At 69.4% G+C, this 24,839-nt stretch carries 22 protein-coding genes; 10 read left to right on the top strand and 12 right to left on the bottom strand.

The features are described from left to right. Window positions 1–45: 45 nt before the first annotated feature. Window positions 46–2,298, bottom strand: a complete 2,253-nt coding sequence (locus ACGH2B_RS13500; protein WP_399088396.1) for a DUF6049 family protein — start codon at window positions 2,296–2,298, stop codon at window positions 46–48. Window positions 2,299–2,571: 273 nt separating this feature from the next. Between ACGH2B_RS13500 and ACGH2B_RS13495 the strand changes: the two genes are divergently transcribed. Then, on the top strand, window positions 2,572–4,047 hold the full coding sequence (locus ACGH2B_RS13495) for a CCA tRNA nucleotidyltransferase (protein ID WP_399088394.1): 1,476 nt from the start codon (window positions 2,572–2,574) through the stop codon (window positions 4,045–4,047). 125 nt (window positions 4,048–4,172) lie between these two features. Here ACGH2B_RS13495 and ACGH2B_RS13490 read toward each other — a convergent pair whose 3' ends face one another. The 4 genes from ACGH2B_RS13490 to ACGH2B_RS13475 all read right to left on the bottom strand — a co-directional run bounded on the left by ACGH2B_RS13490 (window position 4,173) and on the right by ACGH2B_RS13475 (window position 8,037). Next, window positions 4,173–4,778: a hypothetical protein gene (locus ACGH2B_RS13490; RefSeq protein WP_399088392.1), complete on the bottom strand. Its 606-nt coding sequence runs from the start codon at window positions 4,776–4,778 to the stop codon at window positions 4,173–4,175. A 109-nt stretch (window positions 4,779–4,887) separates the two neighbouring features. Then, window positions 4,888–6,147 (bottom strand): MFS transporter, encoded by a 1,260-nt coding sequence (locus ACGH2B_RS13485; RefSeq protein WP_399088390.1) that lies wholly within the window; start codon window positions 6,145–6,147, stop codon window positions 4,888–4,890. An 80-nt stretch (window positions 6,148–6,227) separates the two neighbouring features. After that, window positions 6,228–7,310 carry an inositol-3-phosphate synthase gene (locus ACGH2B_RS13480; protein WP_399088388.1) on the bottom strand — a complete coding sequence of 361 codons (1,083 nt, stop codon included), beginning with the start codon at window positions 7,308–7,310 and terminating at the stop codon, window positions 6,228–6,230. A 46-nt stretch (window positions 7,311–7,356) separates the two neighbouring features. After that, a complete protein-coding gene (locus tag ACGH2B_RS13475) occupies window positions 7,357–8,037 on the bottom strand; it encodes a helix-turn-helix transcriptional regulator (protein ID WP_399088386.1) in 681 nt (226 codons plus the stop codon). A 361-nt stretch (window positions 8,038–8,398) separates the two neighbouring features. Between ACGH2B_RS13475 and ACGH2B_RS13470 the strand changes: the two genes are divergently transcribed. Both ACGH2B_RS13470 and ACGH2B_RS13465 read left to right on the top strand, forming a co-directional pair. Then, window positions 8,399–11,038, top strand: a complete 2,640-nt coding sequence (locus ACGH2B_RS13470) for a transglycosylase domain-containing protein (protein WP_399088385.1) — start codon at window positions 8,399–8,401, stop codon at window positions 11,036–11,038. Between the two features lie 154 nt (window positions 11,039–11,192). Then, window positions 11,193–12,671 (top strand): glycosyltransferase family 87 protein, encoded by a 1,479-nt coding sequence (locus ACGH2B_RS13465; protein ID WP_399088383.1) that lies wholly within the window; start codon window positions 11,193–11,195, stop codon window positions 12,669–12,671. 82 nt (window positions 12,672–12,753) lie between these two features. On the opposite strand, the gene ACGH2B_RS13460 is transcribed toward ACGH2B_RS13465, so the two are convergent. From ACGH2B_RS13460 to ACGH2B_RS13450, 3 genes are all read right to left on the bottom strand, one after another. Next, a complete protein-coding gene (locus tag ACGH2B_RS13460) occupies window positions 12,754–13,785 on the bottom strand; it encodes an alanine racemase (RefSeq protein WP_399088381.1) in 1,032 nt (343 codons plus the stop codon). 59 nt (window positions 13,786–13,844) lie between these two features. Then, window positions 13,845–14,963 carry a lipid II:glycine glycyltransferase FemX gene (locus ACGH2B_RS13455; RefSeq protein ID WP_399088379.1) on the bottom strand — a complete coding sequence of 373 codons (1,119 nt, stop codon included), beginning with the start codon at window positions 14,961–14,963 and terminating at the stop codon, window positions 13,845–13,847. 186 nt (window positions 14,964–15,149) lie between these two features. Then, the gene (locus ACGH2B_RS13450; protein WP_399088377.1) at window positions 15,150–15,464 is read right to left on the bottom strand and encodes a hypothetical protein; all 315 of its coding nucleotides are present in this window, start codon (window positions 15,462–15,464) and stop codon (window positions 15,150–15,152) included. A gap of 229 nt (window positions 15,465–15,693) precedes the next feature. Between ACGH2B_RS13450 and rpsF the strand changes: the two genes are divergently transcribed. The 4 genes from rpsF to rplI all read left to right on the top strand — a co-directional run bounded on the left by rpsF (window position 15,694) and on the right by rplI (window position 17,467). After that, a complete protein-coding gene (gene rpsF / locus ACGH2B_RS13445; protein ID WP_003978891.1) occupies window positions 15,694–15,984 on the top strand; it encodes a 30S ribosomal protein S6 in 291 nt (96 codons plus the stop codon). 81 nt (window positions 15,985–16,065) lie between these two features. Then, window positions 16,066–16,662, top strand: a complete 597-nt coding sequence (locus ACGH2B_RS13440; protein ID WP_399088375.1) for a single-stranded DNA-binding protein — start codon at window positions 16,066–16,068, stop codon at window positions 16,660–16,662. A 103-nt stretch (window positions 16,663–16,765) separates the two neighbouring features. Further along, complete coding sequence (rpsR, locus tag ACGH2B_RS13435) at window positions 16,766–17,002, top strand: 30S ribosomal protein S18 (protein ID WP_003978893.1); 237 nt, start codon at window positions 16,766–16,768, stop codon at window positions 17,000–17,002. An 18-nt stretch (window positions 17,003–17,020) separates the two neighbouring features. Beyond that, window positions 17,021–17,467: a 50S ribosomal protein L9 gene (rplI, locus tag ACGH2B_RS13430; RefSeq protein ID WP_399088373.1), complete on the top strand. Its 447-nt coding sequence runs from the start codon at window positions 17,021–17,023 to the stop codon at window positions 17,465–17,467. A gap of 70 nt (window positions 17,468–17,537) precedes the next feature. On the opposite strand, the gene ACGH2B_RS13425 is transcribed toward rplI, so the two are convergent. Together ACGH2B_RS13425 and ACGH2B_RS13420 are read right to left on the bottom strand one after the other, a co-directional pair. Continuing rightward, on the bottom strand, window positions 17,538–18,401 hold the full coding sequence (locus tag ACGH2B_RS13425; RefSeq protein ID WP_399088371.1) for a trypsin-like serine peptidase: 864 nt from the start codon (window positions 18,399–18,401) through the stop codon (window positions 17,538–17,540). Window positions 18,402–18,440: 39 nt separating this feature from the next. After that, the gene (locus tag ACGH2B_RS13420; RefSeq protein ID WP_399088369.1) at window positions 18,441–19,778 is read right to left on the bottom strand and encodes an MATE family efflux transporter; all 1,338 of its coding nucleotides are present in this window, start codon (window positions 19,776–19,778) and stop codon (window positions 18,441–18,443) included. 465 nt (window positions 19,779–20,243) lie between these two features. Here ACGH2B_RS13420 and dnaB point away from each other — a divergent pair, with 465 nt between their 5' ends. Further along, window positions 20,244–21,713 carry a replicative DNA helicase gene (dnaB, locus tag ACGH2B_RS13415; protein WP_399088367.1) on the top strand — a complete coding sequence of 490 codons (1,470 nt, stop codon included), beginning with the start codon at window positions 20,244–20,246 and terminating at the stop codon, window positions 21,711–21,713. A 115-nt stretch (window positions 21,714–21,828) separates the two neighbouring features. On the opposite strand, the gene ACGH2B_RS13410 is transcribed toward dnaB, so the two are convergent. Next, a complete protein-coding gene (locus ACGH2B_RS13410) occupies window positions 21,829–22,770 on the bottom strand; it encodes a LysR family transcriptional regulator (RefSeq protein WP_399088365.1) in 942 nt (313 codons plus the stop codon). 175 nt (window positions 22,771–22,945) lie between these two features. Between ACGH2B_RS13410 and ACGH2B_RS13405 the strand changes: the two genes are divergently transcribed. Further along, complete coding sequence (locus ACGH2B_RS13405) at window positions 22,946–23,503, top strand: sugar O-acetyltransferase (RefSeq protein ID WP_399088363.1); 558 nt, start codon at window positions 22,946–22,948, stop codon at window positions 23,501–23,503. A 116-nt stretch (window positions 23,504–23,619) separates the two neighbouring features. On the opposite strand, the gene ACGH2B_RS13400 is transcribed toward ACGH2B_RS13405, so the two are convergent. Next, the gene (locus ACGH2B_RS13400) at window positions 23,620–23,760 is read right to left on the bottom strand and encodes a hypothetical protein (protein WP_399088361.1); all 141 of its coding nucleotides are present in this window, start codon (window positions 23,758–23,760) and stop codon (window positions 23,620–23,622) included. Window positions 23,761–24,105: 345 nt separating this feature from the next. Between ACGH2B_RS13400 and ACGH2B_RS13395 the strand changes: the two genes are divergently transcribed. Continuing rightward, the gene (locus ACGH2B_RS13395; protein WP_399088359.1) at window positions 24,106–24,576 is read left to right on the top strand and encodes a DIP1984 family protein; all 471 of its coding nucleotides are present in this window, start codon (window positions 24,106–24,108) and stop codon (window positions 24,574–24,576) included. The last annotated feature ends 263 nt before the right edge of the window (window positions 24,577–24,839 follow it).

Below are 24,839 nucleotides of genomic sequence, written 5' to 3'. Positions count from 1 at the left end.
GCTGCCCCACCTCATCCGTCGCCGGCCCTCCGGCCCCGCCATATATCAACGGTCCACTTTCTCACCTGAGCCGGACGGACCGGAGTTTCCCGAACCGGTGTCCGGTGCGGGGTCACTCGGCTGCCCGGCGTCCTCGCCGTTCGCGCCGTCGGTCTCGTCCGCGTCGTCGAGGTCGTCCGGGCCGGGGCCCTCGGGCCCGTCGGAACCGTCCGGACCGGTCTCGCCCTGCGGGCCCTCGCCCGTCTGCCGGGCGGCCGCGCGCTTGCGCTGGAGGTAGATCCGCACGCCCGCCAGGACGAGCAGCAGCACGCCGCCCGCGATGACGAGCATCACCGTCGCGGTGATCTCCGTGACGTTCACGACGAACGTCATCGGCTGACCGTACGGCTTTCCGTCCGCGGTGTAGAGCTGGGCGTTCACGCGGACCGGGCCGTTGGCGTTCGCCGTGGTGTCGAACTTGAAGGACTGGCTGTGGCCGCCGTCCACCTTGATCTCCTGCGGGTCGCCCGCGCTCAGCCGGTTCGGCTGCGAGGACGTCAGCTTCAGCGTCATCCCCTCGACACCCTGGAGGAGATTGTTCTGCACCGTCACCGGGATCGTCGCGCTGCGCCCGGAGAGCGTGGCGTTCGACTTCTGGATCAGGTGGACCTTACGCGTCAGCTCGTCGAGGTAGTCCCGTACCGAACTGCGGAACGCGGCGGCCCCGGCCCTGTTGCCGCGCCACTGTGTCGACATCCCCCGCATGATCGCGTTGCCGAACGGCGTCACCACGCGCTCGGGGCGGTCCAGATTCACCCGGAACTCGTCCAGCGCCGCCTGCGTCTCCTGGATCTGGCGGAACGCCTCGGTGGGCATCTCCTGGTGGCGCAGCGACGACGGGTACGCGGCGCGGGCCGGGATGTTCCGCGCCGCCGCCTCGTCGGGCTCGGCCTTGGCCGCGTCGCTCAGGTCCAGCGGCTGCGTCCAGTCGGCCGTCTCCAGCGTCCGCAGCGCCGTGGCCATGGCCTGCGCCTGGCTGGTGGACGGCATCCGCTGCGGCGCGACGACGATGCTCCGCTGCCGGTCGGGGTCCTGGAGCCCGATCAGCCGGGTCTGGGCGAGGAACGACTGGATCGCGCGGGAGGCCCGGCCGCTCTTCGTGAGGTCGCCCTCGAAAGCGGTGGACAGTCCCTCGTCGGCGACGATGGCGGTGTTGCCGCCGCCGATGGGCCGGGCCGCGGTGGGCGTGTAGGTCAGCCGGTCGGACTCCCGCAGGCTGTCGCTGCGGGTGATGACGTTGTGGGCACCGGCGGAGGTGGCGACATCCACGATCGAGGAGTCGATCGCGCCGTCGACGGGCCAGGCGAAGTCCGTACGCGGTTTCACGCCCAACGTGGTGTCGACCGTGGTGGACGCCAGCTCCGTGGCCGGGCCGAGGTGACCGAGCGCGCTGGGCACGTTCTTGCCCTGGTGGGCGAGGGAGGCGAGATCCGGGTCGGCGAACGGGAGCGCGACGACCTCGTGGCTCTTCACCGCCTCCGTGAGGTCGTTCAGCCACTGCTTGGCGACGTCCTGGTTCTTGCCCGCGGGGCCGTCGGGGCCGTGCACCCGGTACGGCTTGGTCATCGCGTCGACGGTCGCGAGGAGGTCCGGGTCGATGACGAAGGTCACCGGGAGGTCCTTGCCCAGCGCGACCATCTGCTGCAGGCGGCCGCCGGGCTTGATCTCCGAAGCGAGATCGTCATCGCGGAAGACCGGCGTCTGCTGCGCGTCGGCGTCGGTCTGGGCGGTGAGATGGGTGGAGGAGATCAGCGGCCACATGTAGGTGAGCTGGGTCTTCTTCCCCGTCTCGCCCTCCTGCCAGGGCAGGAAGGTGCGTTCGACGCCGAGGACCTGCTCGTACTGTCCCTGCGGGCGGCCCGAGAGGGAGACGCCGAGCTGATAGACGCCGCCGTCGCCGAGGTCGAGGTCCTTGACCGGGACGCGGAGTGAGAAGGAGCGGCTGACACCGGGCTGCAGCGTGTCGACGTCGGCGGTTCGCTCCTTGATCTCCGGGCCGTCCTCCACGGGGGAGAAGCCCGTGCGCCGTGCGGCGGTGTCGAGCGCGCTGCGCCCGCTGATCTCCGGGCCGCGCCGGAGGGCGACATGGGCGTCGGTGACCGTGGAGCGGCTGTCGTTGGTCACCGTGCCGGAGACGGTGACGGTGTCGCCCTTGCCGGGGGCCGCCGGAGTCAGCGAGTCGATACTGACGTCGACGGTGTGCGGCCCGGTGGGGGCGGCGTGCGCCGCCGGGGCCTGCGGGAGCTGGACCACACCCATGAGCAGGGGCACCCCGGTGAACAGCGCCGCGCCGCGTCGTAGCCAGCGCCCGCGCGGCCGTTCAGTCCACCGGAACCTTGCCGCATCGGCCACGCGCTCGCCCGTCCCTCGTCGTCGTCAGTGGTCGTTGGAATGTGCGTCCACGCATGGTAACGAGGTGCGCCGCGGCGTCGTGCCATGGCGTGTGCCACAAGATCACCGGCCGGACCGGCCTGTGCGGCGCTCTCGGCGGCGGGACGCCGGGCGTGGCACGGGCACGTACCCTTTTCTGTTGTGCCGAACGCCAACAATGACATCCCCGCCCCGCAGTCCGAGCGGTCTGCGCAGTCGACGAACGCGCTGACCCAGGTGCAGCGCCGTGCCGTGAGCGAGCTGCTGCGGGTCTCCCCCGTGGCGGACGACCTGGCCCGCCGATTCCAGGAGGCCGGGTTCACGCTTGCCCTGGTCGGCGGCTCGGTGCGGGATGCGCTCCTGGGCCGGCTCGGCAACGACCTGGACTTCACCACGGACGCGCGCCCCGAGGACGTTCTGAAGATCGTCCGCCCGTGGGCCGACGCGGTGTGGGAGGTCGGCATCGCGTTCGGCACGGTCGGCTGCAAGAAGAGCTCCTTCGACATCGAGGTGACGACGTACCGCTCCGAGGCGTACGACCGCACCTCGCGTAAGCCCGAGGTGTCCTACGGCGACTCCATCGAGGAAGACCTCGTCCGCCGCGACTTCACGGTGAACGCGATGGCCGTCTTCCTGCCGCAGAAGGAGTTCATCGACCCGCACGGCGGTCTGGAGGACCTCGCGGCCCGTGTGCTGCGGACGCCCGGTACTCCGCAGGAATCGTTCTCGGACGACCCGCTGCGGATGATGCGCGCGGCCCGGTTCGCCGCTCAGTTGGACTTCGAGGTCGCCCCGGATGTCGTGGCGGCGATGAAGGCGATGGCGGAACGGATCGAGATCGTGTCCGCGGAGCGTGTCCGGGACGAGCTGAACAAGCTGATCCTGGCGCCCCACCCGCGCAAGGGGCTCAGGCTGCTGGTCGATTCCGGGATCGCCGACCGGGTGCTGCCCGAACTGTCCGCGCTCCGGCTGGAGCGTGACGAGCATCACCGGCACAAGGATGTCTACGAGCACACGCTCACGGTCCTGGAGCAGGCGATCGACCTTGAAGAGGACGGACCCGACCTGGTGCTGCGGTTGGCGGCGCTGCTGCACGACATCGGGAAGCCGAAGACCCGCCGGTTCGAGAACGACGGCCGGGTCTCGTTCCACCACCACGAGGTGGTCGGCGCCAAGATGACCAAGAAGCGCATGACCGCGCTGAAGTACTCCAACGACCTGGTGAAGGACGTCTCGCGGCTGGTGGAGCTGCATCTGCGCTTCCACGGCTACGGCACCGGTGAGTGGACGGACTCGGCGGTCCGCCGCTACGTCCGTGACGCGGGCCCGCAACTGACCCGGCTGCACAAGCTCACCCGCTCGGACTGCACGACGCGCAACAAGCGCAAGGCGAACGCCCTCTCGCGCGCGTACGACGGTCTGGAGGAGCGTATTGCGCTGCTCCAGGAGCAGGAGGAGCTGGACGCGATCCGGCCCGACCTGGACGGCAACGAGATCATGCAGATCCTGGGCATCGCCCCGGGCCCGGCCGTCGGCAAGGCGTACAAGCAGATGCTGGAGATGCGGCTGGAGAACGGCCCGATGGACCGGGAGGCGGCCATCGCCGCTCTCAAGGAGTGGTGGGCCACACAGGGCTGACGTTTCACGTGAAACAGGCGGTCGGCGGGCCGGGCGGTCGGTGGGCCGTCATGTTTCACGTGAAACACGGTGGATGAGGCTCGGGCGGTGTTTCACGTGAAACACCGCCCGAGCCTCATCACGCTCTACTTCGTCGGGGTCATGCAGAGCACCATGTGGGTGTCGGCGCGCTTACGACGCTGCACGGACTTGGAGTACGCCGTCTCCCCCGCGGGGCAGACGGAGGGGTCGGAGGTGTCGTTGTGCACCGCGGTCACCTTGTACTGGGCCTCCGAGGTGCCGCAATCCACGACCTTGAGGCCGTCGTCGAGCGAGCTTTCGGACTTCTTGACGCAGTCACCGACCTCGGCGCTGTCCGCGTCGTCCATGCTGCTGATCCAGAAGATCGCGCCGACGATCAGTGCGAGGACGACGCCTATGCCCTTCAGGATCGCCATGGGGGACCGCTTCTTGGCGGGACGCGGCGGAGGTACGGGAGCACCGCCCTGCGGCGCGTAGGGCTGCTGCTGCGGAGGCACGGGAGCACCGCCCTGCGCGTAGGGCTGCTGCGGCGGCGCGGGGTACCCCGGCTGCGGCTGCTGATAGCCGTACGGAGCCGGTGGCTGCTGGGGGTGGGCGTACCCGGGCTGAGGCTGACCGTAGGGAGCCTGGGGCGGCTGCGGTGCCTGGGGATAGGGGTTCTGCCCGTACGGCGCCTGGCCGTAAGGGTTCGGGCCCTGAGGCATGGTCATGGAACTCCCCCGAATTTGATGTGTACAGGCTCGTGCAGGACGCCCGTAAGGTACCTGGTCCGCGTGCCCGGCTGCTGTGCCCGCCCGCGACCATGAGGGGCAGTGGCGCCTAACCGCGCCTCGGGCGCACCACTGCCGCGGCGACGAATGCGTAGATCACGGTCACCATGAGCAGCAGAGCGCCGGACCTGCCGTCCGGCGGCAGCATGAGGGCGGCGACCGCGGCGGCACCGACGAAGGCGACGTTGAACAGCACGTCGTAGATGGCGAAGATCCGGCCGCGGAACGCGTCGTCGACCGTGGACTGCACGACCGTATCCGTGGAGATCTTGGTTCCTTGGGTGCCGAGACCGAGGGCGAAGGCGGCGGCCAGCATCGGCCCCGGCGTGAAGAACGGCCCGAGCGCCGGCACCAGCACCGCGCCCATGGCGGCACAGCAGGCGATCCAGCCGAACGCGCCGCAGCGCGCCACCGCCCACGGAGTGATGAGGGCGGCCAGGAAGAAGCCCGCGCCCGACACCAGGACGGTGACCCCGAGCAGGGCCAGGCCCTCGGATTCGGTCGCGACCCAGGCGTACCGGCACAGCATCAGCACCATGACCGTCAGCGCTCCGTAGCAGAAGCGGATGAGGGTCATCGCGGCCAGCGCACGGGCCGGGGTGCGCCGCTCGGCGAGATGGCGCAGTCCCTCCGCGATGCCTCGTACGGTGCTCAGCAGGGCTTGTCGCAGATGCGGCGGGCGGGCGGTGAGATCGGGGCCGAGCAACTGCGGCGTCATACGCAGCGCGGTGAGCGCCGAGCAGAAGTAGAGGGCCGCGGCCAGCAGTATGACGAACGCGTCCACGTCCGGGCCGGCCAGCCGGACCGTGAAGGCGAGCCCGCCGCCCGCCGTCGCGGCGAGCGTACCGGCCGTGGGGGCGAGGGCGTTGGCCATGACGAGCTGTGGTCCGCCGTCGACCACCCGGGGCAGCGCGGCCGAGAGCCCGGCCAGGACGAACCGGTTCACCGCGGTCACCGCGAGGGCCGAGGCGTAGAAGAGCTGGTCGGGGACGTCCGACGCGATCAGCGCCGCCGTCGCCAAGGCCAGCAGGGTGCGCAGCAGATTGCCGTGGAGCAGGACCTGGCGGCGCCGCCAGCGGTCGAGCAGCACGCCGGTGAACGGCCCGAGGAGCGAGTACGGCAGCAGCAGGATCGCCATGGCGGACGCGATGGCCGCCGGTGAGGTCTGCTTCTCCGGCGAGAAGACGACGTAGGTGGCGAGCGCGACCTGGAACACCCCGTCGGCCGCCTGGGACAGCAGTCGCGCGGCGAGGAGCGAACGGAAGTCACGTAGCCGGAGTAATACACGCAGGTCGCGCACAGCAGACATGCCGCACAGCCTCACACAGCCCACGGGCCCCCGGGAGAGATACCCGGGGGCCCGTGGAGTGTGGCGATACAGGGGGAGCGTCAGCGCTCGACCTCACCCTTGATGAACTTCTCGACGTTCTCGCGCGCCTCGTCGTCGAAGTACTGCACGGGCGGCGACTTCATGAAGTACGAGGAGGCGGAGAGCACCGGGCCACCGATGCCGCGGTCCTTCGCGATCTTCGCGGCGCGCAGCGCGTCGATGATGACGCCCGCGGAGTTGGGGGAGTCCCAGACCTCCAGCTTGTACTCCAGGTTCAGCGGGACATCGCCGAACGCACGGCCTTCGAGGCGGACGTACGCCCACTTGCGGTCGTCCAGCCAGGCCACGAAGTCCGAAGGGCCGATGTGGACGTTGTCCTCGCCCAGCTCACGGTCCCTGATCTGCGAGGTGACGGCCTGCGTCTTGGAGATCTTCTTGGACTCCAGGCGCTCCCGCTCCAGCATGTTCTTGAAGTCCATGTTGCCGCCGACGTTCAGCTGCATCGTGCGGTCCAGGATGACGCCCCGGTCCTCGAAGAGCTTGGCCATCACGCGGTGCGTGATGGTGGCGCCGACCTGCGACTTGATGTCGTCACCGACGATCGGGACACCGGCCTCGGTGAACTTGTCGGCCCACTCCTTGGTGCCGGCGATGAAGACCGGAAGGGCGTTGACGAAGGCGACCTTGGCGTCGATGGCGCACTGTGCGTAGTACTTCGCCGCTTCCTCGGAGCCGACAGGGAGGTAGCAGACCAGGACGTCGACCTGCTTGTCCTTGAGGACCTGGACGATGTCGACCGGAGCCTGCTCCGACTCCTCGATCGTCATGCGGTAGTACTTGCCCAGCCCGTCGAGGGTGTGGCCGCGCTGGACCGTCACACCGGCGTTCGGCACGTCGCAGATCTTGATGGTGTTGTTCTCGCTGGCGCCGATCGCGTCCGCGAGGTCCAGGCCGACCTTCTTGGCGTCGACGTCGAAGGCGGCCACGAACTCGATGTCGCGGACGTGGTAGTCGCCGAACTGCACGTGCATGAGGCCGGGCACACGGCTCTCCGGATCGGCGTCCTTGTAGAACTCGACGCCCTGTACCAGCGAGGCGGCGCAGTTGCCCACGCCGACGATGGCTACGCGAACCGAACCCATTCCGGTTGCTCCCTGTGTTCTCGCTGAGGTCCTGCCGGACAGGACCTCATGTGGTGGTGTCATCGGACGGGTCCGGCCGGGATCCGCCCCGATGCCGGGGCAGGCCGTCCGTCTCTCCTGACTGATCCTGCTTGTCGCGCTCTGCGGGCCCGGGCGGATGCCGCTCGTGCCCGGTGCGTTCGCTCTCGATGAGTCCGTTCAGCCAGCGGACCTCACGCTCCACGGATTCCATGCCGTGGCGCTGGAGTTCGAGGGTGTAGTCGTCCAGCCGGTCGCGGCTGCGGGCCAGGGAGGTACGCATCCTTTCGAGACGCTCCTCCAGCCGGCTGCGACGTCCTTCCAGCACGCGCATACGGACGTCCCGTGACGTCTGGCCGAAGAACGCGAAGCGGACGCCGAAGTGTTCGTCCTCCCACGCGTCCGGGCCGGAGTGTGAGAGCAGCTCCTCGAAGTGCTCCTTCCCTGCCGCGGTCAAGCGGTAGACGATCTTCGCCCGGCGCCCGGTCAGAGCCGTGGCGGGCGCGCCCTCGGGCGGACCGCCCGGCTTCTCCGTGAGCCAGCCGTTCGCGACCAGCGCCTTGAGGCAGGGGTAGAGGGTGCCGTAGCTGAACGCGCGGAAAACCCCGAGCGAGGTGTTGAGCCGCTTGCGCAACTCGTAGCCGTGCATCGGAGATTCGCGCAGCAGGCCGAGGATGGCGAATTCGAGGACGCCCGAGCGTCTGCTCATGCTCTGCCTCCTCGATCCCGCACTCTCTTTATGCCGTGCTGATGTATCGACTCGATACATCCAGACGATAGAACGCCACGTGGGACGGGACAAGCAGGGGCGCGGTGAACGGCGTCACATCACCGATTCGTAGGGTCCAACCTGCCTGATTTGGAGTGAATTTAGGCGGTGGGCAGGTTTTGGCCGTGCGTAGTCTGTGCGGCATGCAGACTGCCGGGAACCGTGGGCCGATAAGTGGCGTCCCTGTGCTCGGTGTAGTGCGGCCCGCGCGTCAGGAACGGGCCGTGCATCGGGGGGACCTGAAGACAACCACCGCCTTCAGGCGACGAGATAGCGCGCCTGCCCGAGGAGTATCCGTTCCATGAGCGAGCACCGTCGCAAACCGCCACAGCCGCAAGGTGGCGGACGCGCCGCGGCCCGACGTGCCGCACAGCAGTCTTCGGGGCGTCGCGCGGCGCCCCGCGGTGCTGCTTCCGGCTCCGCATCCCACTCTGCCGCGCACGGCCAGGAGCGGCCACCCGGCGGGCGGGCGGAAGCACGTCGTGCGGCGCAGCGCGGAGGTCGCCGCCGGGTGTCCGACGCGGGAGGGGCCGCCGGCGGTGGACGTGGCGGTGGCCGGGGTCGTCGTGGCGGCGGTGCGGACAGCGGTGGCAGGGGGCGCGGGCAGGGCGGAAACGGCCCCGCCAAGAAGCGCTTCATCGACTACCCGCGGGCCGGACGCGTCGGGTGGCGCCGCTTCGTGCCGTCGTGGAAGCAGGTCACGACGCTGTGCATCGCCTTCCTGGGAGTCATAGTCGGGATCACCGGCATCGCGCTGTGGCTGGTGGAGGTGCCCAAGGAGAGCATCGCCGCCCGGCAGGAGAACAACATCTACTACTGGGCCAACGGTGACGTCATGGCCCGCGACGGCGATACCAACCGGCAGATCGTCCAGATCAGCGATATCCCGATGTCGCTGCAGAACGCGGCGATCGCGGCGGAGAACGCGTCCTTCCGGGACGACTCCGGCGTCGACCCGATGGGTATCGCCCGCGCCCTGGTCAAGATGGCCAAGGGCGAGGAGACCCAGAGCGGTTCGACGATCACTCAGCAGTACGTCAAGAACGCCATGCTGAGCCAGGACCAGACGCTCACCCGTAAGTTCAAAGAGCTGTTCATCTCCATCAAGGTCGGCTGGAAGATGAAGAAGCCCCAGATCCTCCAGGGCTACTTCAACACCAGCTACTTCGGCCGTGGCTCCTACGGCATCCAGGCGGCGGCCCAGGCGTACTTCGGCAAGGACGCCCGCGCCCTGAAGCCGGACGAGGCCGCTCTGCTGGTGACGGTGCTCAAGGGGCCCGAACTCTACGACCCGGCCGGTGGTTCGGTGCCGCACTCCAGCCCGCAGGAGAACGAGAAGCGGGCCAAGGACCGCTGGTCGTGGGTGCTCGACCGCGAGGTCCAGGTGGGGCTGATGCCCAAGAGCGAGCGGGCCAAGTACACGAAGTTCCCGATGCCCCAGCAGCCGAAGACATCGGCCGACAAGAACGGCCAGATCGGCTATCTGACGGACACGGCGAAGAAGTACGTCCTCAAGAACGCCCACCTCAGCCAGGCGGCGTTCGACAAGGGCGGCTTCCAGATCTACACGACCTTCGACAAGAAGAAGGTCACCGCGCTCGCCAACTCGGTGAAGAAGGTCGACAAGCGCTACATCGACCCGAAGAAGCGGGAGAAGGACAAGTACGTCCAGTTCGGTGGCGCCTCGGTGGAGCCCGGTACCGGCAAGATCGTCGCGATCTACGGCGGTGAGGGCTACGACAAGGGGCACTTCAGCAACAACGCCGACACCTTCGGTGTGCCGGTCGGTTCGACCTGGAAGCCGTTCGTCCTCGCCGCGGCGATGAAGTACGGGACGCAGCACAGCAACGGCCAGCCGCTGTCGCCGGAGAGCCGCTACAACGGCAACGACCACCTCAAGGTGAAGAACGCCGACGGCACCGACTACCTGTCGAAGGACAACTCGCCCTTCTACCAGAAGAACGAGAGCGAGCACGCCTGGGGCTACATCACCCTGAACAAGGCGATGGAGCAGTCGGTCAACACCCCGTTCGTCCAGCTCGGCATGGATGTCGGGATGAGCAAGGTGCGGGACATGGCGCGGGCCGCGGGCATCTCGGACGCGAGCTTCGACAAGTACCTCAACCCCTCGTTCGCCCTCGGTACCTCGACCCCCAGCGCGATCCGCATGGCCAACGCCTACGCGACGTTCGCGAAGTCGGGCACCAAGGTGGAGCCGTACTCGGTCACCGAGCTGAAGCACCACGGGCAGACGGTGGACGGAATCGAGGCTCCCGCCGCGGAACCGGCGATCGCCCCGGACATCGCCAACAACGTCACCAAGGTGCTGGAGAACGTCATCCAGAACGGTACGGCCAAGCAGGAAGCCCGGAAGCTGGGCCGTCCCGCGGCGGGCAAGACCGGTACCACCGATGAGAACAAGTCGGCCTGGTTCGTCGGGTACACCCCGCAGCTCTCCACCGCGATCTCGATGTTCCGTGAGGACCCGAAGAACCCCCGCCAGCTCTCCATGAACGGCGTCGGCGGCTTCGACTCGATCCACGGTGGTGCGCTGCCGACGGAGGTCTGGACGCAGTACATGATCCAGGCGCTGGAAGGGACACCGGTCAAGGACTTCCCGGAGGCCACGCCCATCGGCCAGCCGTTCGACGAGCCCGGCATGCCCACCCAGAAGCCCTCGCAGAAGCCGTCCCAGAAGCCGTCGCAGACGCCGTCCCAGACACCGACGCACTCCGAGACACCGACCCATTCGCCGACCCCGACGGCCACCGAGACGTGTGCCGACTGGGACATCGGCTGCCACAACGACGGCGGTACGACCGGCGGTCCCGGCGGAACCGATGGCGGCACGGGCGGCGACACCGGAGGTTCCAGCGAATCGCCGGATCCGACGGGCGGACCTACCGGCTGGTGGGGCGGCCCCACCGGGGAACGCCCCTGACTCACCGCTGTTTCACGTGAAACAGCCGCCGTCGGCGCAGCGCCGGACCCACGGCCGTTTCACGTGAAACACCGCACCACGAAGCCCCCGCCCCGGCTCGACCGGGCGGGGGCTTCGCCACGTTCCGCACAGGGACGTGCGGCAGGATGGGCCCATGACGAGCGTGCGCGGGGACGAGTCCGTACGGCCCACACAGCGGGACGAGGTCGCGGCAGCCGGCAGCGAACTGATCGGAGGACCGCTCGGCCGTCGGGCGCTGCCCGGCGCGGGCCGGCTGACCCCGGTCAGGGTGATCGTGCTCGTCGCCCTCGGGATGTTCGCCCTCGGGATGGTGCAGAAACTCCCCTGCTACAACGGCGGCTGGTTCTTCGGCGCCACCACGCAGTACGTCCACGCCTGCTACTCCGACATCCCGCACCTCTTCGCGGGGCGCGGCTTCGCCGACGGGCTCGTCCCCTACTTCGACCGGCTGCCCGGCGACATGGAGTACCTGGAGTACCCCGTCCTGACCGGGCTGTTCATGGAGGTCGCCTCCTGGCTGACCCCGAACGGCGGTGAGATCGTCCAGCGCGAGCAGATCTACTGGCTGGTCAACGCCGGGATGCTGATGGTCTGCGCCGCCGTCCTCGTCGTCTGTGTGGCCCGTACGCACCGCAGCCGCCCCTGGGACGGGCTGCTCGTCGCGCTGGCCCCCGCGCTGGCGCTGACCGCCACGATCAACTGGGATCTGCTCGCCGTCGCGCTCACCGCCGCGGGCATGCTCCTGTGGTCACGGAGCCGCCCGCTCCGCGCCGGAGTTCTCATCGGGCTGGCGACCGCCGCCAAGCTCTACCCCGTCCTGCTCCTGGGCCCGCTGCTGGTGCTCTGCTGGCGGGCCGGTACCTGGCGGGCCTACGGCCGCTGCCTGGCCGGCGCCGTCGCCTCCTGGCTCGTGGTGAATCTTCCGGTGATGTTCGCGCACGGCCCGAGCGGCTTCCACATCCGCGAGGGATGGGCGAAGTTCTACACCTTCAGCCAGGAGCGGCCGATCGACTTCGGTTCCGTCTGGCTGCTGCTCTCCCAGCGCACCGGGAACCCGCTGGAGAACGCCAACCTCTACGCCACCCTCCTGATGCTCGTCGGCTGCGGCGGTCTCGGTCTGCTCGCCCTCCACGCGCCGCGCCGCCCGCGCTTCGCCCAGCTCGCCTTCCTCGTCGTCGCGCTCTTCATCCTGACGAACAAGGTGTACTCCCCGCAGTACGTGCTGTGGCTGATCCCGCTGGCGGCGCTCGCCCGGCCCCGGTGGCGGGACTTCCTGATCTGGCAGACGTGCGAGGTCCTCTACTACCTGGGGATCTGGCTGTACCTCGCGTACACGGGAAGCGGCGACAAACATCAGGGGCTGCCGACCGAGGGCTACCAGATGGCGATCCTGGTGCATCTGCTGGGCACGCTCTATCTCTGCGCCGTCGTGATCCGCGATGTGCTGCTGCCGGAGCGCGATGTGGTCCGCCGGGACGGCACGGACGACCCGTCCGGGGGCGTCCTCGACCGCGCACCCGACGTCTTCGTCCTGGGCCGGGCCCCGCTCCCCCGCGCGACCGCGCACTTCGAGAGCGCCCCGCGGGTGCGCTGGGGCGCCGTACGGGAGTGAGCCCTCCCGGAAGAACGGGCGAAGGCCCGGCCCCGCGGGAGTGCCGCGGGGCCGGGCCTTCGTCGTACGGGCAGTGGGCCCGTCAGCGGTCGACGATCCGGTCGAACTGCGTCGTGGTGTGCCGCAAATGAGCCACCAACTCCTCGCCGACCTGCGGCGCGGGCGCATCACTCGGCACGAAGAGGATCGACACCTGCATGTGCGGCGGCTCCGCGAACCAGCGCTGCTTGCCGGACCAGACGTACGGGGCGAGGTTGCGGTTGACCGTCGCCAGGCCCGCGCGCGCCACGCCCTTGGCCCGCGGCATCACCCCGTGCAGCGCCTTGGGCGACTCCAGGCCCACGCCGTGCGAGGTGCCGCCGGCCACGACCACCAGATAGCCGTCGGACGCGGCCTTCTGCTGCCGGTAGCCGAAACGCTCGCCCTTGGCGACCCGGGTGACGTCGAGGACCGAACCGCGGTACTCGGTGGCCTCGTGGTCGCCGAGCCAGAGCCGGGTGCCGATCCGCGCGCGGAAGCGGGTCTGCGGGAACTGCTGCTGGAGGCGGGCCAGCTCCTCGGCCTTGAGGTGGCTGACGAACATGGTGTGGAGCGGGAGGCGGGCGGCCCGCAGCCGGTCCATCCAGCCGATGACCTCCTCGACGGCGTCGGAGCCGTCGGTGCGGTCCAGCGGCAGGTGGATGGCGAAGCCCTCCAGCCGGACGTCCTCGATGGCGGCGGCCAGCTTGGGCAGGTCCTCCGGAGTGACGCCGTGCCGCTTCATGCTGCTCATGACCTCGATGACGACGCGTGCGCCCACCAGGCCGCCCACCCCCTCGACCGAGGAGACCGAACGGATCGCGCGGTCGGGCAGCGGTACCGGCTCCTCGCCGTGGCGGAACGGCGTCAGGACGAGGAGGTCCCCGCTGAAGAAGTCCTTGATCCGCGCCGCTTCGTAGGTCGTGCCGACGGCGAGGATGTCGGACCCGAGGCGGGCGGCCTCATCGGCGAGGCGCTCGTGGCCGAAGCCGTAGCCGTTGCCCTTGCAGACCGGGACCAGCCCGGGGAACTGCTGGAGAACGCTCTGGTGATGCGCCCGCCAGCGCGCGGTGTCGACGTAGAGGGTGAGCGCCATGGCCGGGCCCGGAACCTTTCTCGTGGCTGGGTGTGACGGAGGACGTGCGGGAGGGACGGTCAGCGGCGCGACATATACATGTCGAGCGCCTTGTGCAGCAGCTTGTTGAGCGGGAAGTCCCACTCACCGAGGTACTCCGCCGCCTGACCGCCGGTGCCGACCTTGAACTGGATCAGACCGAAGAGGTGGTCGGTCTCGTCCAGCGAGTCGCTGATGCCGCGCAGGTCGTAGACGGTGGCGCCGAGCGCGTAGGCGTCGCGCAGCATCCGCCACTGCATGGCGTTGGACGGGCGCACCTCGCGGCCGATGTTGTCGGAGGCGCCGTACGAGTACCAGACGTGGCCGCCGACGACCAGCATCGTCGCGGCGGAGAGGTTCACACCGTTGTGGCGGGCGAAGTAGAGCCGCATGCGGTTGGGGTCCTCGGAGTTGAGGGCCGTCCACATGCGCTGGAAGTAGCCGAGCGGGCGCGGCCGGAACTTGTCGCGCTCCGCGGTGATCTCGTAGAGCCGCTGCCACTCGGCCAGGTCCTCGTAACCGCCCTGGACGACCTCGACACCGGCCTTCTCGGCCTTCTTGATGTTGCGGCGCCAGAGCTGGTTGAAGCCCTTGTGGACCTCCTCCAGCGAACGGTTGGCGAGCGGCACCTGGTAGACGTACCGGGGCTGGACGTCACCGAAGCCGGCGCCGCCGTCCTCGCCCTGCTGCCAGCCCATCTTGCGCAGCCGGTCGGCGACCTCGAAGGCGCGCGGCTCGATGTGCGTCGCCTCGACGTCCCGCAGCCGCTTGACGTCCGGGTCCTGGATACCGGCCTTGATCGCGGGGGCGTCCCAGCGGCGGATGATCACCGGCGGGCCCATCTTCACGGTGAACGCGCCCTGCTGCTTGAGGTGGGCCAGCATGGGCTGGAGCCAGTCCTCCAGATTCGGCGCGTACCAGTTGATGACCGGACCCTCGGGCAGGTACGCGAGGTACCGCTTGATCTTGGGGAGCTGCCGGTAGAGGACCAGGCCCACACCGACCAGCTCGCCGCTCCTGTCGAACCAGCCGAGGTTCTCCGAGCGCCACTCGGACTTGACGTCAGCCCAGGCCGGGACCTGCATGTGGCTCGCCGCCGGCAGACTCTGGATATACGCCAGATGCTGCTCTCGGCTGATGGTCCTCAGGGTCAGGCTCATGCGGGGCGCTCCTCGGCAGGTGTGTCCCCAGGGTCGGGGCTCCGGCTCTCGCGCCGAAGCCTACTGGGGAGCGCCCCGTTCAGGCGTACGGGAGCCGGGTGCGTGCCCGCCCCGACAGACGCCGGGGCACGCCGGAGACGGCGCCCGCGCTGGACGCCGCCTCCGGTACGGAACGGTCCGGCCGGGTCAGATGACGCCGCCGAAGAGTCCGCCGTGCGCGAGGCCGATGTAGAAGCCGACGGCCGCGGCGCCGAGGCCGATGATCGTCATGAAGCGTTCGCCCGTCGTGGACGAGACGAACTGGCTCCAGAGCCCGGTGGCGATGCCGATCAGGCCGACCCAGGAGCTGACCAGGTGCAGGCTGGGCGCGAGGCTGGTGAAGACGGCGATGGCGCCGAGGACCAGGGTCACGGCGGCCAGCGTGTTCTCCACTGGATGTGCTCTGCCGTCGCTGTTGAGGAACGCGAGCAGGTTGTGCGGGGTCCTTACTGCCTGTGCCATGCGGCACCTCCCAAGAGAGGCGGCGCGGTGTCACGCCGCTCACACCCGATGTGTTCCAGATTGCGGGGTTCTGCGGCCGGATTTCAACCGGAAGCGTGCCAGCGGGTACGCTGTACGGTCTGCGCCCATCTCTGTCCGGATACTCCGGTAGGAGCCGGCGCGGAACGCATCACGACCCTCCTGCCACGGAACGACCGTGGCCGCTGAGTCCAAAGGAGGTGGGTTCCACATGCGTCACTACGAGGTGATGGTCATCCTCGACCCCGATCTGGAGGAGCGCGCTGTCTCTCCCCTGATCGAGAACTTCCTCTCCGTCGTCCGTGAGGGCAACGGCAAGGTGGAGAAGGTCGACACCTGGGGCCGTCGTCGTCTCTCGTACGAGATCAACAAGAAGCCCGAGGGCATCTACTCGGTCATCGACCTGCAGGCCGAGCCTGCGGTCGTCAAGGAGCTCGACCGTCAGATGAACCTGAACGAGTCGGTCCTCCGGACCAAGGTCCTCCGTCCCGAGACCCACTGAACGCGTCTGCGTCAGCGGTAACCGGGTCCGAGTAGCAGCAACACCAGCAGCCAGCAGCACACCCGCCGAGAGGTTCCCCTAATGGCAGGCGAGACCGTCATCACGGTTGTCGGCAATCTTGTCGACGACCCCGAGCTGCGCTTCACCCCGTCCGGTGCGGCGGTCGCGAAGTTCCGCGTCGCGTCCACTCCCCGCACCTTCGACCGTCAGACCAATGAGTGGAAGGACGGCGAGAGCCTGTTCCTGACCTGCTCGGTGTGGCGTCAGGCGGCGGAGAACGTCGCCGAGTCCCTCACGCGGGGCACCCGCGTGATCGTGCAGGGCCGCCTCAAGCAGCGGTCGTACGAGGACCGCGAGGGCGTGAAGCGCACGGTCTACGAGCTCGACGTCGACGAGGTCGGCGCCAGCCTGCGCAACGCCACGGCCAAGGTCACCAAGACCAGCGGCCGCGGTGGCCAGGGGGGCGGCGGCTTCGGCGGCGGTCCGCAGGGCGGTGGCCAGGGTGGCGGCGGCTGGGGCGGCGGCCCCGGCGGCGGCCAGCAGCAGGGCGGCGGCGGGGCTCCCGCCGACGACCCGTGGGCGACCGGCGGTCCCTCCGGCGGCGGCCAGCAGGGTGGCGGCGGCGGTGGCTGGGGCGGTGGCTCCGGCGGCGGCTACTCGGACGAGCCGCCCTTCTAGGACCGTGCGGCCGTCGGTGGTGTTTCACGTGAAACACCACCGGATTCCGGCCCGCGGCCCCAGGGCGTCAGCACAAACTTCTTGAACTCACTGGAGAGAGACAATGGCGAAGCCGCCTGCTCGCAAGCCTAAGAAGAAGGTTTGCGTGTTCTGCAAGGAGAAGATCTCCTACGTCGACTACAAGGACACGAACCTGCTGCGGAAGTTCATTTCCGACCGCGGCAAGATCCGTGCCCGCCGAGTCACCGGCAACTGCACCCAGCACCAGCGTGACGTCGCCACGGCCGTGAAGAACAGCCGTGAGATGGCGCTGCTGCCCTACACGTCCACCGCGCGATAAGGGAAGGGTGACCGAATAATGAAGATCATCCTCACCCACGAGGTCTCCGGCCTCGGCACCGCCGGCGACGTCGTTGACGTCAAGGACGGGTACGCCCGCAACTACCTGGTCCCGCGTGGTTTCGCGATCCGCTGGACCAAGGGCGGCGAGAAGGACGTCGAGCAGATCCGTCGCGGTCGCAAGATCCGCGAGATCGCCACGATCGAGCAGGCCAACGAGGTCAAGGGCCAGCTCGAGGGCGTCAAGGTGAAGCTCGCGGTCCGTGCCGGCGACGCCGGCCGGCTGTTCGGCTCCGTCACCCCGGCCGACATCGCCTCGGCGGTCAAGGCTGCCGGTGGTCCGGACGTCGACAAGCGCCGTGTCGAGATCGGTTCGCCGATCAAGACCCTGGGCGCGCACCAGGTCTCCGTGCGTCTGCACGCCGAGGTCACCGCGAAGGTCGGCGTCGAGGTCGTCGCCGCCTGAGCTGGGCAGTAAACGCCGAAGGGCCGCATCCCGGGAACGGGGTGCGGCCCTTCGCCGTATCCGGGACGGCTCAGTCGCCGTCCTGGGCGCGCCGGTAGAGCGCGGCGATGTCGTCGTCGAAGTACGAGGCGTACGAGACGTCGTCCTCGTCCCCGCCGCCGAGGTGGCCGCCGAGTACCCCGATGACGGTGCCGGTCTGGCTCTTGGGGTCGTAGTCGGCGAGCCAGGGGCTGCCGCTGGTGCCGCCGGCGAAGTCGTCGCACTGGATACGCATCTGGGTGCTGCTGTACTTCGTGGTGCGGTTCTGGCAGGAGATGGGGGTGTCCCGGCTGGAGGGGTAGCCGGTGATCTTGACCTCGTTGTCGAAGCCGCGGTCGATGCCGAGAGTGTTGCCGCCGAGGACGTCCTGGATCTGCTTGCCGCCCTTGGAGTCCAGGGTGAGGAAGGCGACGTCGAGGTCCTCGTCGTCGGAGGAGGCCCAGCGGGGGTCGACGAAGGTCTTCCGGACCTTCCACAGGCCGGTGGGTTCGTCGCCGTCGCGGTAGTCCGGGGCGAAGACGAGGTCGTCGACCGGCTTTCCGGTGTCCGGGTCGAAGGCGCAGTGGGCGGCGGTGACCAGCATGTTCCGTCCGGGGCTCTGCACCACGCTGGCGGTGCAGAAGTGGTTGCCGGTGTCGTCCTTCTCGAAGACCGCGCCGATGCGGGCGTTCTCCTCCGTGCGGCGCGGGGTGTAGGCGCTGCCGTCGGATGCGGGGGTGGTCGCCTCGGGGTCCTGGTCCTGGGGCGGCTCGTCGCCGCTGCCGGACTTGCCGAAGCCGTCCGGGGCGGCGAGGGCCGGTGGCGGGGGTTCCTCGGTGGCGTAACCCGTGGCGACGCCTGCCCCGATGACCACCAGCGTCAGGGGCAGCAGCGTTTTCCAGGCAAGCGGGCGCACTTTGTCATTATCGGCAACGTCGCGAAGATCGGTAGAGGATCAACGGAAGGCACCGGTCACAATCCACCGGCCGGAGCGGGCGCGGAGCCAGAGCGTGAGCATCCGGACGGTCATCATCAGGGCCATCGCCCACCACAGTGCCGTGAGACCGCCGCCGAGTGCGGGGACGGCCAGTGCGGCGGGGGCGAACAGGGCGAGCGTCACCAGCATCGCCCAGGCCAGATATGGTCCGTCGCCCGCGCCCATCAGGACCCCGTCGAGGATGAAGACGACGCCGGAGACGGGCTGGGTGAGGGCGACGACCAGAAGCGTGGTGAGGAGCGGGCCGCGCACCGCGGCGTCGGAGGTGAACAGGGGGATGAACAGCGGCCGGGCGGCCGCGACGAGGACGCCGAGGACGACCCCGGAGGCGATGCCCCACTGCACCATGCGGCGGCAGGCGGCCTTGGCGCCCTCCTCGTCGCCCGCGCCGAGGTAGCGGCCGATGATGGCCTGGCCGGCGATGGCGATGGCGTCGAGGGCGAAGGCCAGCAGTGACCAGAGGGTGAGGACGATCTGGTGGGCGGCGACCTCGGCGTCCCCGAGCCGGGCGGCGACCGCGGTGGCGATCATCAGGACGGCGCGGAGCGAGAGGGTGCGGACGAGGAGGGGCACGCCCGCCTGGGCGCAGGCCCGGATCCCGGCGGCGTCGGGGCGCAGCGAGGCGCCGTGGCGGCGGGCGCCGCGGATCACCACGGCGAGGTAGACGGCGGCCATGGCGCACTGGGCGATGACCGTGCCCCAGGCGGAGCCGGCGATGCCGAGCCCGGCGCCGTAGACCAGGCCGATGTTGAGGACGGCGTTGGCCGTGAAACCGCCGATGGCGACGTAGAGCGGGGTGCGGGTGTCCTGGAGGCCGCGCAGGACGCCGGTGGCGGCCAGCACGACGAGCATCGCGGGGATGCCGAGGGCGCTGATCCGCAGGTAGGTGGTGGCGTACGGGGCGGCGGTGCCGGAGGCGCCGAACAGTTCGACCAGCGCGGGGGCGGTCGGCAGGACGGCGGTGATGACGGCGGTGCCGAGGAGGAGGGCGAGCCAGATGCCGTCCATGCCCTGGCGGATCGCGGCGGGCAGGTCACCGGCGCCGACCCGGCGGGCGACCGCGGCGGTGGTGGCGTAGGCGAGGAAGACGAAGACGGAGACGGCGGTGGTGAGCAGGGCGGCGGCGACGCCGAGGCCGGCCAGTTGCGGGGTGCCGAGGTGGCCGATGACGGCGCTGTCGACCATCACGAACAGGGGTTCCGCGACGAGGGAGCCGAAGGCCGGCAGGGCGAGTGCGATGATCTCGCGGTCGTGGCGGCGGGCGGAGCGCCGTGGCGTCGCGGGAGCCTGTGTCATGCACTCAATCTAATCTTCCACAGGTAATGGATGCAAGGCGCTTGTGATCCTTACTTTTCGCTGGACGGGGTGAGGGCGCACACGTCTGCGGCGTCGATCATGAACAGGTTGTCGAAGTTTTTCTCCCCCACAGCCTCTGGATGGCGAAGGTGCAGGTCACAGCGGTGTGGTGAGGGTGATTGTGTGCTTGTCCACAGTGGTTTCCCCCAGGCCGTGCACAGGAACGGCGGAGTTCTCCACAGCTCAGGGCCGGTCATCCACACCGCCTGTGGATAACCAGATTGGCGGACGGTGCGTGCGGGCCTACCGTTGACCGGCGCCCGCCACCTGCTTTCGGCCCGAGGACCTCGTGAACTCGACGCGCCGTAACCGGAGTCGGGCGTCTCAATTGTCGGAGCCGTGCCGTAAGAAGGAAGAGGCACGGCGAGGTCCGCGTCGCGGACGGGAGGAGGTGCCGGGGTGAGCATGGCAGAGCCCATGGACGATCCCTGGGCGGACTCCGGTCCGGGCGACCGGCTGCCGGCCGGCCGCTTCCGCCGGGGCGAAGGCAAGGGCCGCGGCCGCGGCGACCGCTCCGAGCGGGACGAGGAGGGCGGCTCCTGGTCCGGTGGCTTCGAGCGGGTCCCGCCGCAGGATCTCGACGCCGAGCAGTCCGTCCTCGGCGGCATGCTGCTGTCCAAGGACGCCATCGCGGACGTCGTCGAGGTCCTCAAGGGCGAGGATTTCTACCGTCCCGCCCACGAGCTGGTCTACCAGGCGATCCTCGACCTCTACGCCAAGGGCGAGCCGGCCGACCCGATCACCATCGCCGCGGAGCTGACCAAGCGCGGGGAGATCGCGCGGGTCGGCGGCGCCTCGTACCTCCACACCCTGGTGCAGTCCGTCCCGACGGCCGCCAACGCGGAGTACTACGCGGAGATCGTCCACGAGCGGGCGGTGCTGCGCCGCCTGGTCGAGGCCGGTACCCGCATCACGCAGATGGGATACGCGGCCGACGGCGACGTCGACGAGATCGTCAACAGCGCCCAGGCGGAGATCTACGCCGTCACCGAGCAGCGCACCAGCGAGGACTACCTCCCGCTCGGCGACATCATGGAGGGCGCGCTCGACGAGATCGAGGCGATCGGCTCCCGTCAGGGCCAGATGACGGGCGTCCCGACCGGCTTCACCGACCTCGACGCGCTCACCAACGGGCTGCACCCGGGTCAGATGATCGTCATCGCGGCGCGTCCCGCGATGGGTAAGTCGACCCTCGCGCTGGACTTCGCCCGCGCCTGTTCGATCAAGAGCAACCTGCCGAGCGTGATCTTCTCCCTGGAAATGGGGCGCAACGAGATCGCGATGCGTCTGCTGTCCGCCGAGGCGCGGGTGGCGCTGCACCACATGCGGTCCGGTTCCATGACGGACGAGGACTGGACGCGGCTGGCCCGCCGGATGCCGGACGTCTCCGCCGCGCCGCTCTACATCGACGACTCGCCGAACCTCTCCATGATGGAGATCCGCGCGAAGTGCCGCCGCCTCAAGCAGCGCAACGAGCTGAAGCTGGTGGTCATCGACTACCTCCAGCTCATGCAGTCGGGCGGCTCCAAGCGGGCCGAGAGCCGTCAGCAGGAGGTTTCGGACATGTCGCGAAACCTGAAGCTGCTCGCCAAGGAGCTGGAGCTGCCGGTCATCGCCCTCTCCCAGTTGAACCGTGGCCCCGAGCAGCGCACGGACAAGAAGCCGATGGTCTCCGACCTGCGTGAATCCGGCTCCATCGAGCAGGACGCGGACATGGTCATCCTGCTGCACCGCGAGGACGCGTACGAGAAGGAGTCCCCCCGCGCGGGCGAGGCGGACCTGATCGTCGCCAAGCACCGTAACGGCCCGACGGCCACGATCACGGTGGCGTTCCAGGGCCACTACTCGCGGTTCGTGGACATGGCGCAGACGTAAGGGCGCCCTCGGCCGGGTGGGTGCGGCGCAGCACCGCGCCGCACCCACCCGGCCGGAGCCGCCGTCGGTGGCCGGAGTCCGGTCGCACCACTCGCTTCGTCTCCGCGGGCGGGGCTCAGGCGGGTGCGGGCCGGGTCCACGCCGGGGTCCAGATCCCGCTGCCGGGGCGTCCGGGGTAGGCGGAGGTGAGATGGCTGCGCAGGGCGCCCAGGGCGGGGTGGGGGTTGTCGGTGCGCCAGATCAGGAAGTGCGGATAGACCGGCATCGGGTCCTTGAGAGGGATGCGGCGCAGGTCGTGGCCGGCGGGCCAGACCAAGGGGGTCTGTTCGCTGACGAAAGTGGCCAGCTTCGTGGAGCCGGCGATGGTGTCGAGCAGGGGCTCGATGCCGAAGTCCGGGCCGACCGGGTCGATGACGATGCCGAAGGCGGCCGCGAGTTCGTCGTAGTAGGCGGCCCATTCGGTACCGGGCATGTTGCCGGGCATCCAGATTCGGTGACCGGCGAGCTGGGCGGGGCTGATGGCGGGGGCGTCCGCGAATTCATGGCCCGGCCCGGTGAACAGATGGAGCGGTTCGTCGAAGACGGCAGTGGCTTCCACGCCGTGCGGTAGGCGCCTGCCCGGCATGGTCACGGCGCGGAATGTCGCGTCGATCGTCCCGGCCTGGACAGCGGCGATGGCCGCGTCGGAGTCGAACAGCGTCACCACGTCCAGTGCGGTGGCGGGGTGGGCCAGATGAAAGCCGCGCAGCAGACCCGCCAGGGAGAGCCGGCGGCCGATGACGTCGACGCGCAACGCCCGGCTGCCCGGCCGCACCGAGTCGGCTGCCCGTTCTGCGGCCTGGAGGAAGGCACGGGCGTGCGGCAGGAACGCCTGCCCGTCGATGGTGAGGCGTGCTCCCCGCGCGTCCCGGGTGAAGAGCTGGACACCGAGCTCTCCCTCCAGCGCGGCCACGCGCTTGGACACCGCCTGCGGAGTGACCGTCAGGGCGATGGCGGCCTCCTGGAACTGTCCCGCGTCCGCGACGGTGACGAAGGTGCGTACGGCGGTGACATCCATGCCGCTCATCCTAGGTGGACAACCATCCGTTGATCATTGCTGTCGCAGGCGTTGTTTGATTCCGGACTGTCACGATCGCTTTGATGGCTGCGGTCAACCAGCGGTTGATCACCCGTCGTTCGCGGCGGGTGCCGCGCAACAGCTCCGGCCCGAGCGCCCCTCGTGAGGAACTCTCATGCCTGAACAAGATCGCCTCTACGTCCGCACAGCCGAGTTCGCCCGCGTGGCCGAGCGGATCGAGTACGTGAATACGCTCACCTCACGGCTCAACGCCCTGCCCTACGACGACAAGGCCACCCGCAACGCCCTGCTGTCCGAGATCATCGGCAAGCCGGTCCCCGGCTCCGTCACCGTTTATCCGCCCTTCTACACGCACCACGGACTCGGCATCGAGTTCGGCGAGGACGTCTTCGTCAACCAGGGCTGCACCTTCATGGACCAGGTGGGCAGCGGCGCCATCCGTCTCGGCGACGGTGTGCTGATCGGACCGAAGACCACCCTCATCGCCACCGATCACCCGCTGGAAGCCGGGAGCCGGAGCGAATTCCTCACGATGGCACCCCTCACGATCGAAGCCGGCGCCTGGCTCGGTGCGGGGGTGACGGTGCTCCCCGGGGTCACGATCGGACGCGGTGCCGTGGTCGGCGCCGGAACCGTCGTCACGAAGGACGTGCCCGCCAACACTCTGGTGACCGGACCGGCCGCGTTCGCACGTAAGCGGTGGAACAGCTGACGGTGAGGCCGGTGGTGGACCCCGCTGCCGGAACGTGCCGCGAGCCCGCACTCTCTCGGAGACCGCCGGCTGACCCGCGAGCGCCTGAGGAAGCGACGCGCTCCTGAGGCAGCAGTTCAGCGAAGCCGCTTCACCATCAGCCGTTCTCCGGTCCCGTCGTCGGAGACGAGGTCGCCGAGTTCGCCGGAGAAGCCGGATCCGTGACGTCGGTACAGCGTCATCGCAGGCTCGTTGCCGGGCAGCACCGTGAGCCTCAAGGTGGTGGCTCCCGAGCGCCGGGCAGGGCGGGACGGGCATGCCACCGTTCCTCCTCGCCGCGGTGCCAGTCCTCGATCCGGGACTTGAAGGGGCCCGGAGCCTCGGCCGGCGCGGCGAGACGGACGTCCCGCCACAACGGCCAGTCATCAGTCGCGAGAACCCTCAGGCGCACCATACGAGCGAGTCTGCCGCGCGGCTGCCGGATTCTCCCCGGCGGCGTCCGGAGCGGCTGTCCGCTCGTCCTCCTCTCGCTGGTCAGGGCTGCGGCGGCGCGAAAACCAGATGCGGAGGAGCGGCTTCGCATTCATATACTCCTGCGAACTCATGGCACGGAGGGGGAGAGAGTGAAGCTTGCCGAGGCACTGGCGGAACGCGCGGAGGCGACGCGCCGTGTGGAGCAGCTAAGGGCGCGGGTCGTCAGCAGTGCGCGGTATCAGGAAGGGGAGACGCCCGCCGAGGACGCGGCTCAGCTTCTGGCCGAGGCCGGTGAGGCGCTGGACGCCCTGGAATCGCTGATCCGCCGGATCAACCGGACCAACGCCACTGTGGAGATGGGCCCGGACGGCACGCTCACCGATGCTCTCGCGCGCCGGGATGTTCTGCGGTTGCGTCACTCCGTGGTCACCGCCGCGGCGGACGCGGCGGCGGGGAAGGGCGAGCGGGGGTACGGCCGGCAGCTCAGGTCCGAGCTGATGATGCTCTCCGCGCTTCCGGTCGCGGAACTGCGTGGTCAGGCGGATGCGCTCGCCCGGGAGATCCGTGAGGTCGATGTGCGGATCCAGCGCACGAACTGGGAGGTCGACCTGCTGGACTGAGAACTCCGGCGAGCGGTGACGATGTGGAGCAGGTAGCTGTTTCGGAGGCGTGCACACACCGAGGGCCGGCGGTTTTCCGGCCCACTCCTGGCGCGTGAAGAGCAACGCGGGGGTTCGACTCCCCACGACACAGTGCAGCTCAGCACCGCGTACAGGTAACGGCGTACAGCGCACAGCACATCACCACGTGCAGATTCGAGGCGGCGAGGGCGGGTTCGGGGCTTTCCACATCGCGGCACCACGGAGGACGGTGATCGCCGACG

This window comes from Streptomyces sp. BBFR2 (assembly GCF_044497305.1).
GTDB lineage: Bacteria > Actinomycetota > Actinomycetes > Streptomycetales > Streptomycetaceae > Streptomyces.
The sequence above is the reverse complement of the archived record's forward strand: the minus strand, read 5'-3'. Positions and strand labels throughout refer to the sequence as shown.

Bases quoted from the DNA above. Each gene is read 5' to 3' on its own strand.
- ACGH2B_RS13500 (WP_399088396.1), bottom strand. From the start codon at position 2,298: ATGGGTGTGGTCCAGCTCCCGCAGGCCCCGGCGGCGCACGCCGCCCCC.
- ACGH2B_RS13490 (WP_399088392.1), bottom strand. From the start codon at position 4,778: ATGACCATGCCTCAGGGCCCGAACCCTTACGGCCAGGCGCCGTACGGG.
- ACGH2B_RS13485 (WP_399088390.1), bottom strand. From the start codon at position 6,147: ATGTCTGCTGTGCGCGACCTGCGTGTATTACTCCGGCTACGTGACTTC.
- ACGH2B_RS13480 (WP_399088388.1), bottom strand. From the start codon at position 7,310: ATGGGTTCGGTTCGCGTAGCCATCGTCGGCGTGGGCAACTGCGCCGCC.
- ACGH2B_RS13475 (WP_399088386.1), bottom strand. From the start codon at position 8,037: ATGAGCAGACGCTCGGGCGTCCTCGAATTCGCCATCCTCGGCCTGCTG.
- ACGH2B_RS13470 (WP_399088385.1), top strand. From the start codon at position 8,399: ATGAGCGAGCACCGTCGCAAACCGCCACAGCCGCAAGGTGGCGGACGC.
- ACGH2B_RS13465 (WP_399088383.1), top strand. From the start codon at position 11,193: ATGACGAGCGTGCGCGGGGACGAGTCCGTACGGCCCACACAGCGGGAC.
- ACGH2B_RS13460 (WP_399088381.1), bottom strand. From the start codon at position 13,785: ATGGCGCTCACCCTCTACGTCGACACCGCGCGCTGGCGGGCGCATCAC.
- ACGH2B_RS13455 (WP_399088379.1), bottom strand. From the start codon at position 14,963: ATGAGCCTGACCCTGAGGACCATCAGCCGAGAGCAGCATCTGGCGTAT.
- ACGH2B_RS13450 (WP_399088377.1), bottom strand. From the start codon at position 15,464: ATGGCACAGGCAGTAAGGACCCCGCACAACCTGCTCGCGTTCCTCAAC.
- rpsF (WP_003978891.1), top strand. From the start codon at position 15,694: ATGCGTCACTACGAGGTGATGGTCATCCTCGACCCCGATCTGGAGGAG.
- ACGH2B_RS13440 (WP_399088375.1), top strand. From the start codon at position 16,066: ATGGCAGGCGAGACCGTCATCACGGTTGTCGGCAATCTTGTCGACGAC.
- rpsR (WP_003978893.1), top strand. From the start codon at position 16,766: ATGGCGAAGCCGCCTGCTCGCAAGCCTAAGAAGAAGGTTTGCGTGTTC.
- rplI (WP_399088373.1), top strand. From the start codon at position 17,021: ATGAAGATCATCCTCACCCACGAGGTCTCCGGCCTCGGCACCGCCGGC.
- ACGH2B_RS13420 (WP_399088369.1), bottom strand. From the start codon at position 19,778: ATGACACAGGCTCCCGCGACGCCACGGCGCTCCGCCCGCCGCCACGAC.
- dnaB (WP_399088367.1), top strand. From the start codon at position 20,244: ATGGCAGAGCCCATGGACGATCCCTGGGCGGACTCCGGTCCGGGCGAC.
- ACGH2B_RS13410 (WP_399088365.1), bottom strand. From the start codon at position 22,770: ATGGATGTCACCGCCGTACGCACCTTCGTCACCGTCGCGGACGCGGGA.
- ACGH2B_RS13405 (WP_399088363.1), top strand. From the start codon at position 22,946: ATGCCTGAACAAGATCGCCTCTACGTCCGCACAGCCGAGTTCGCCCGC.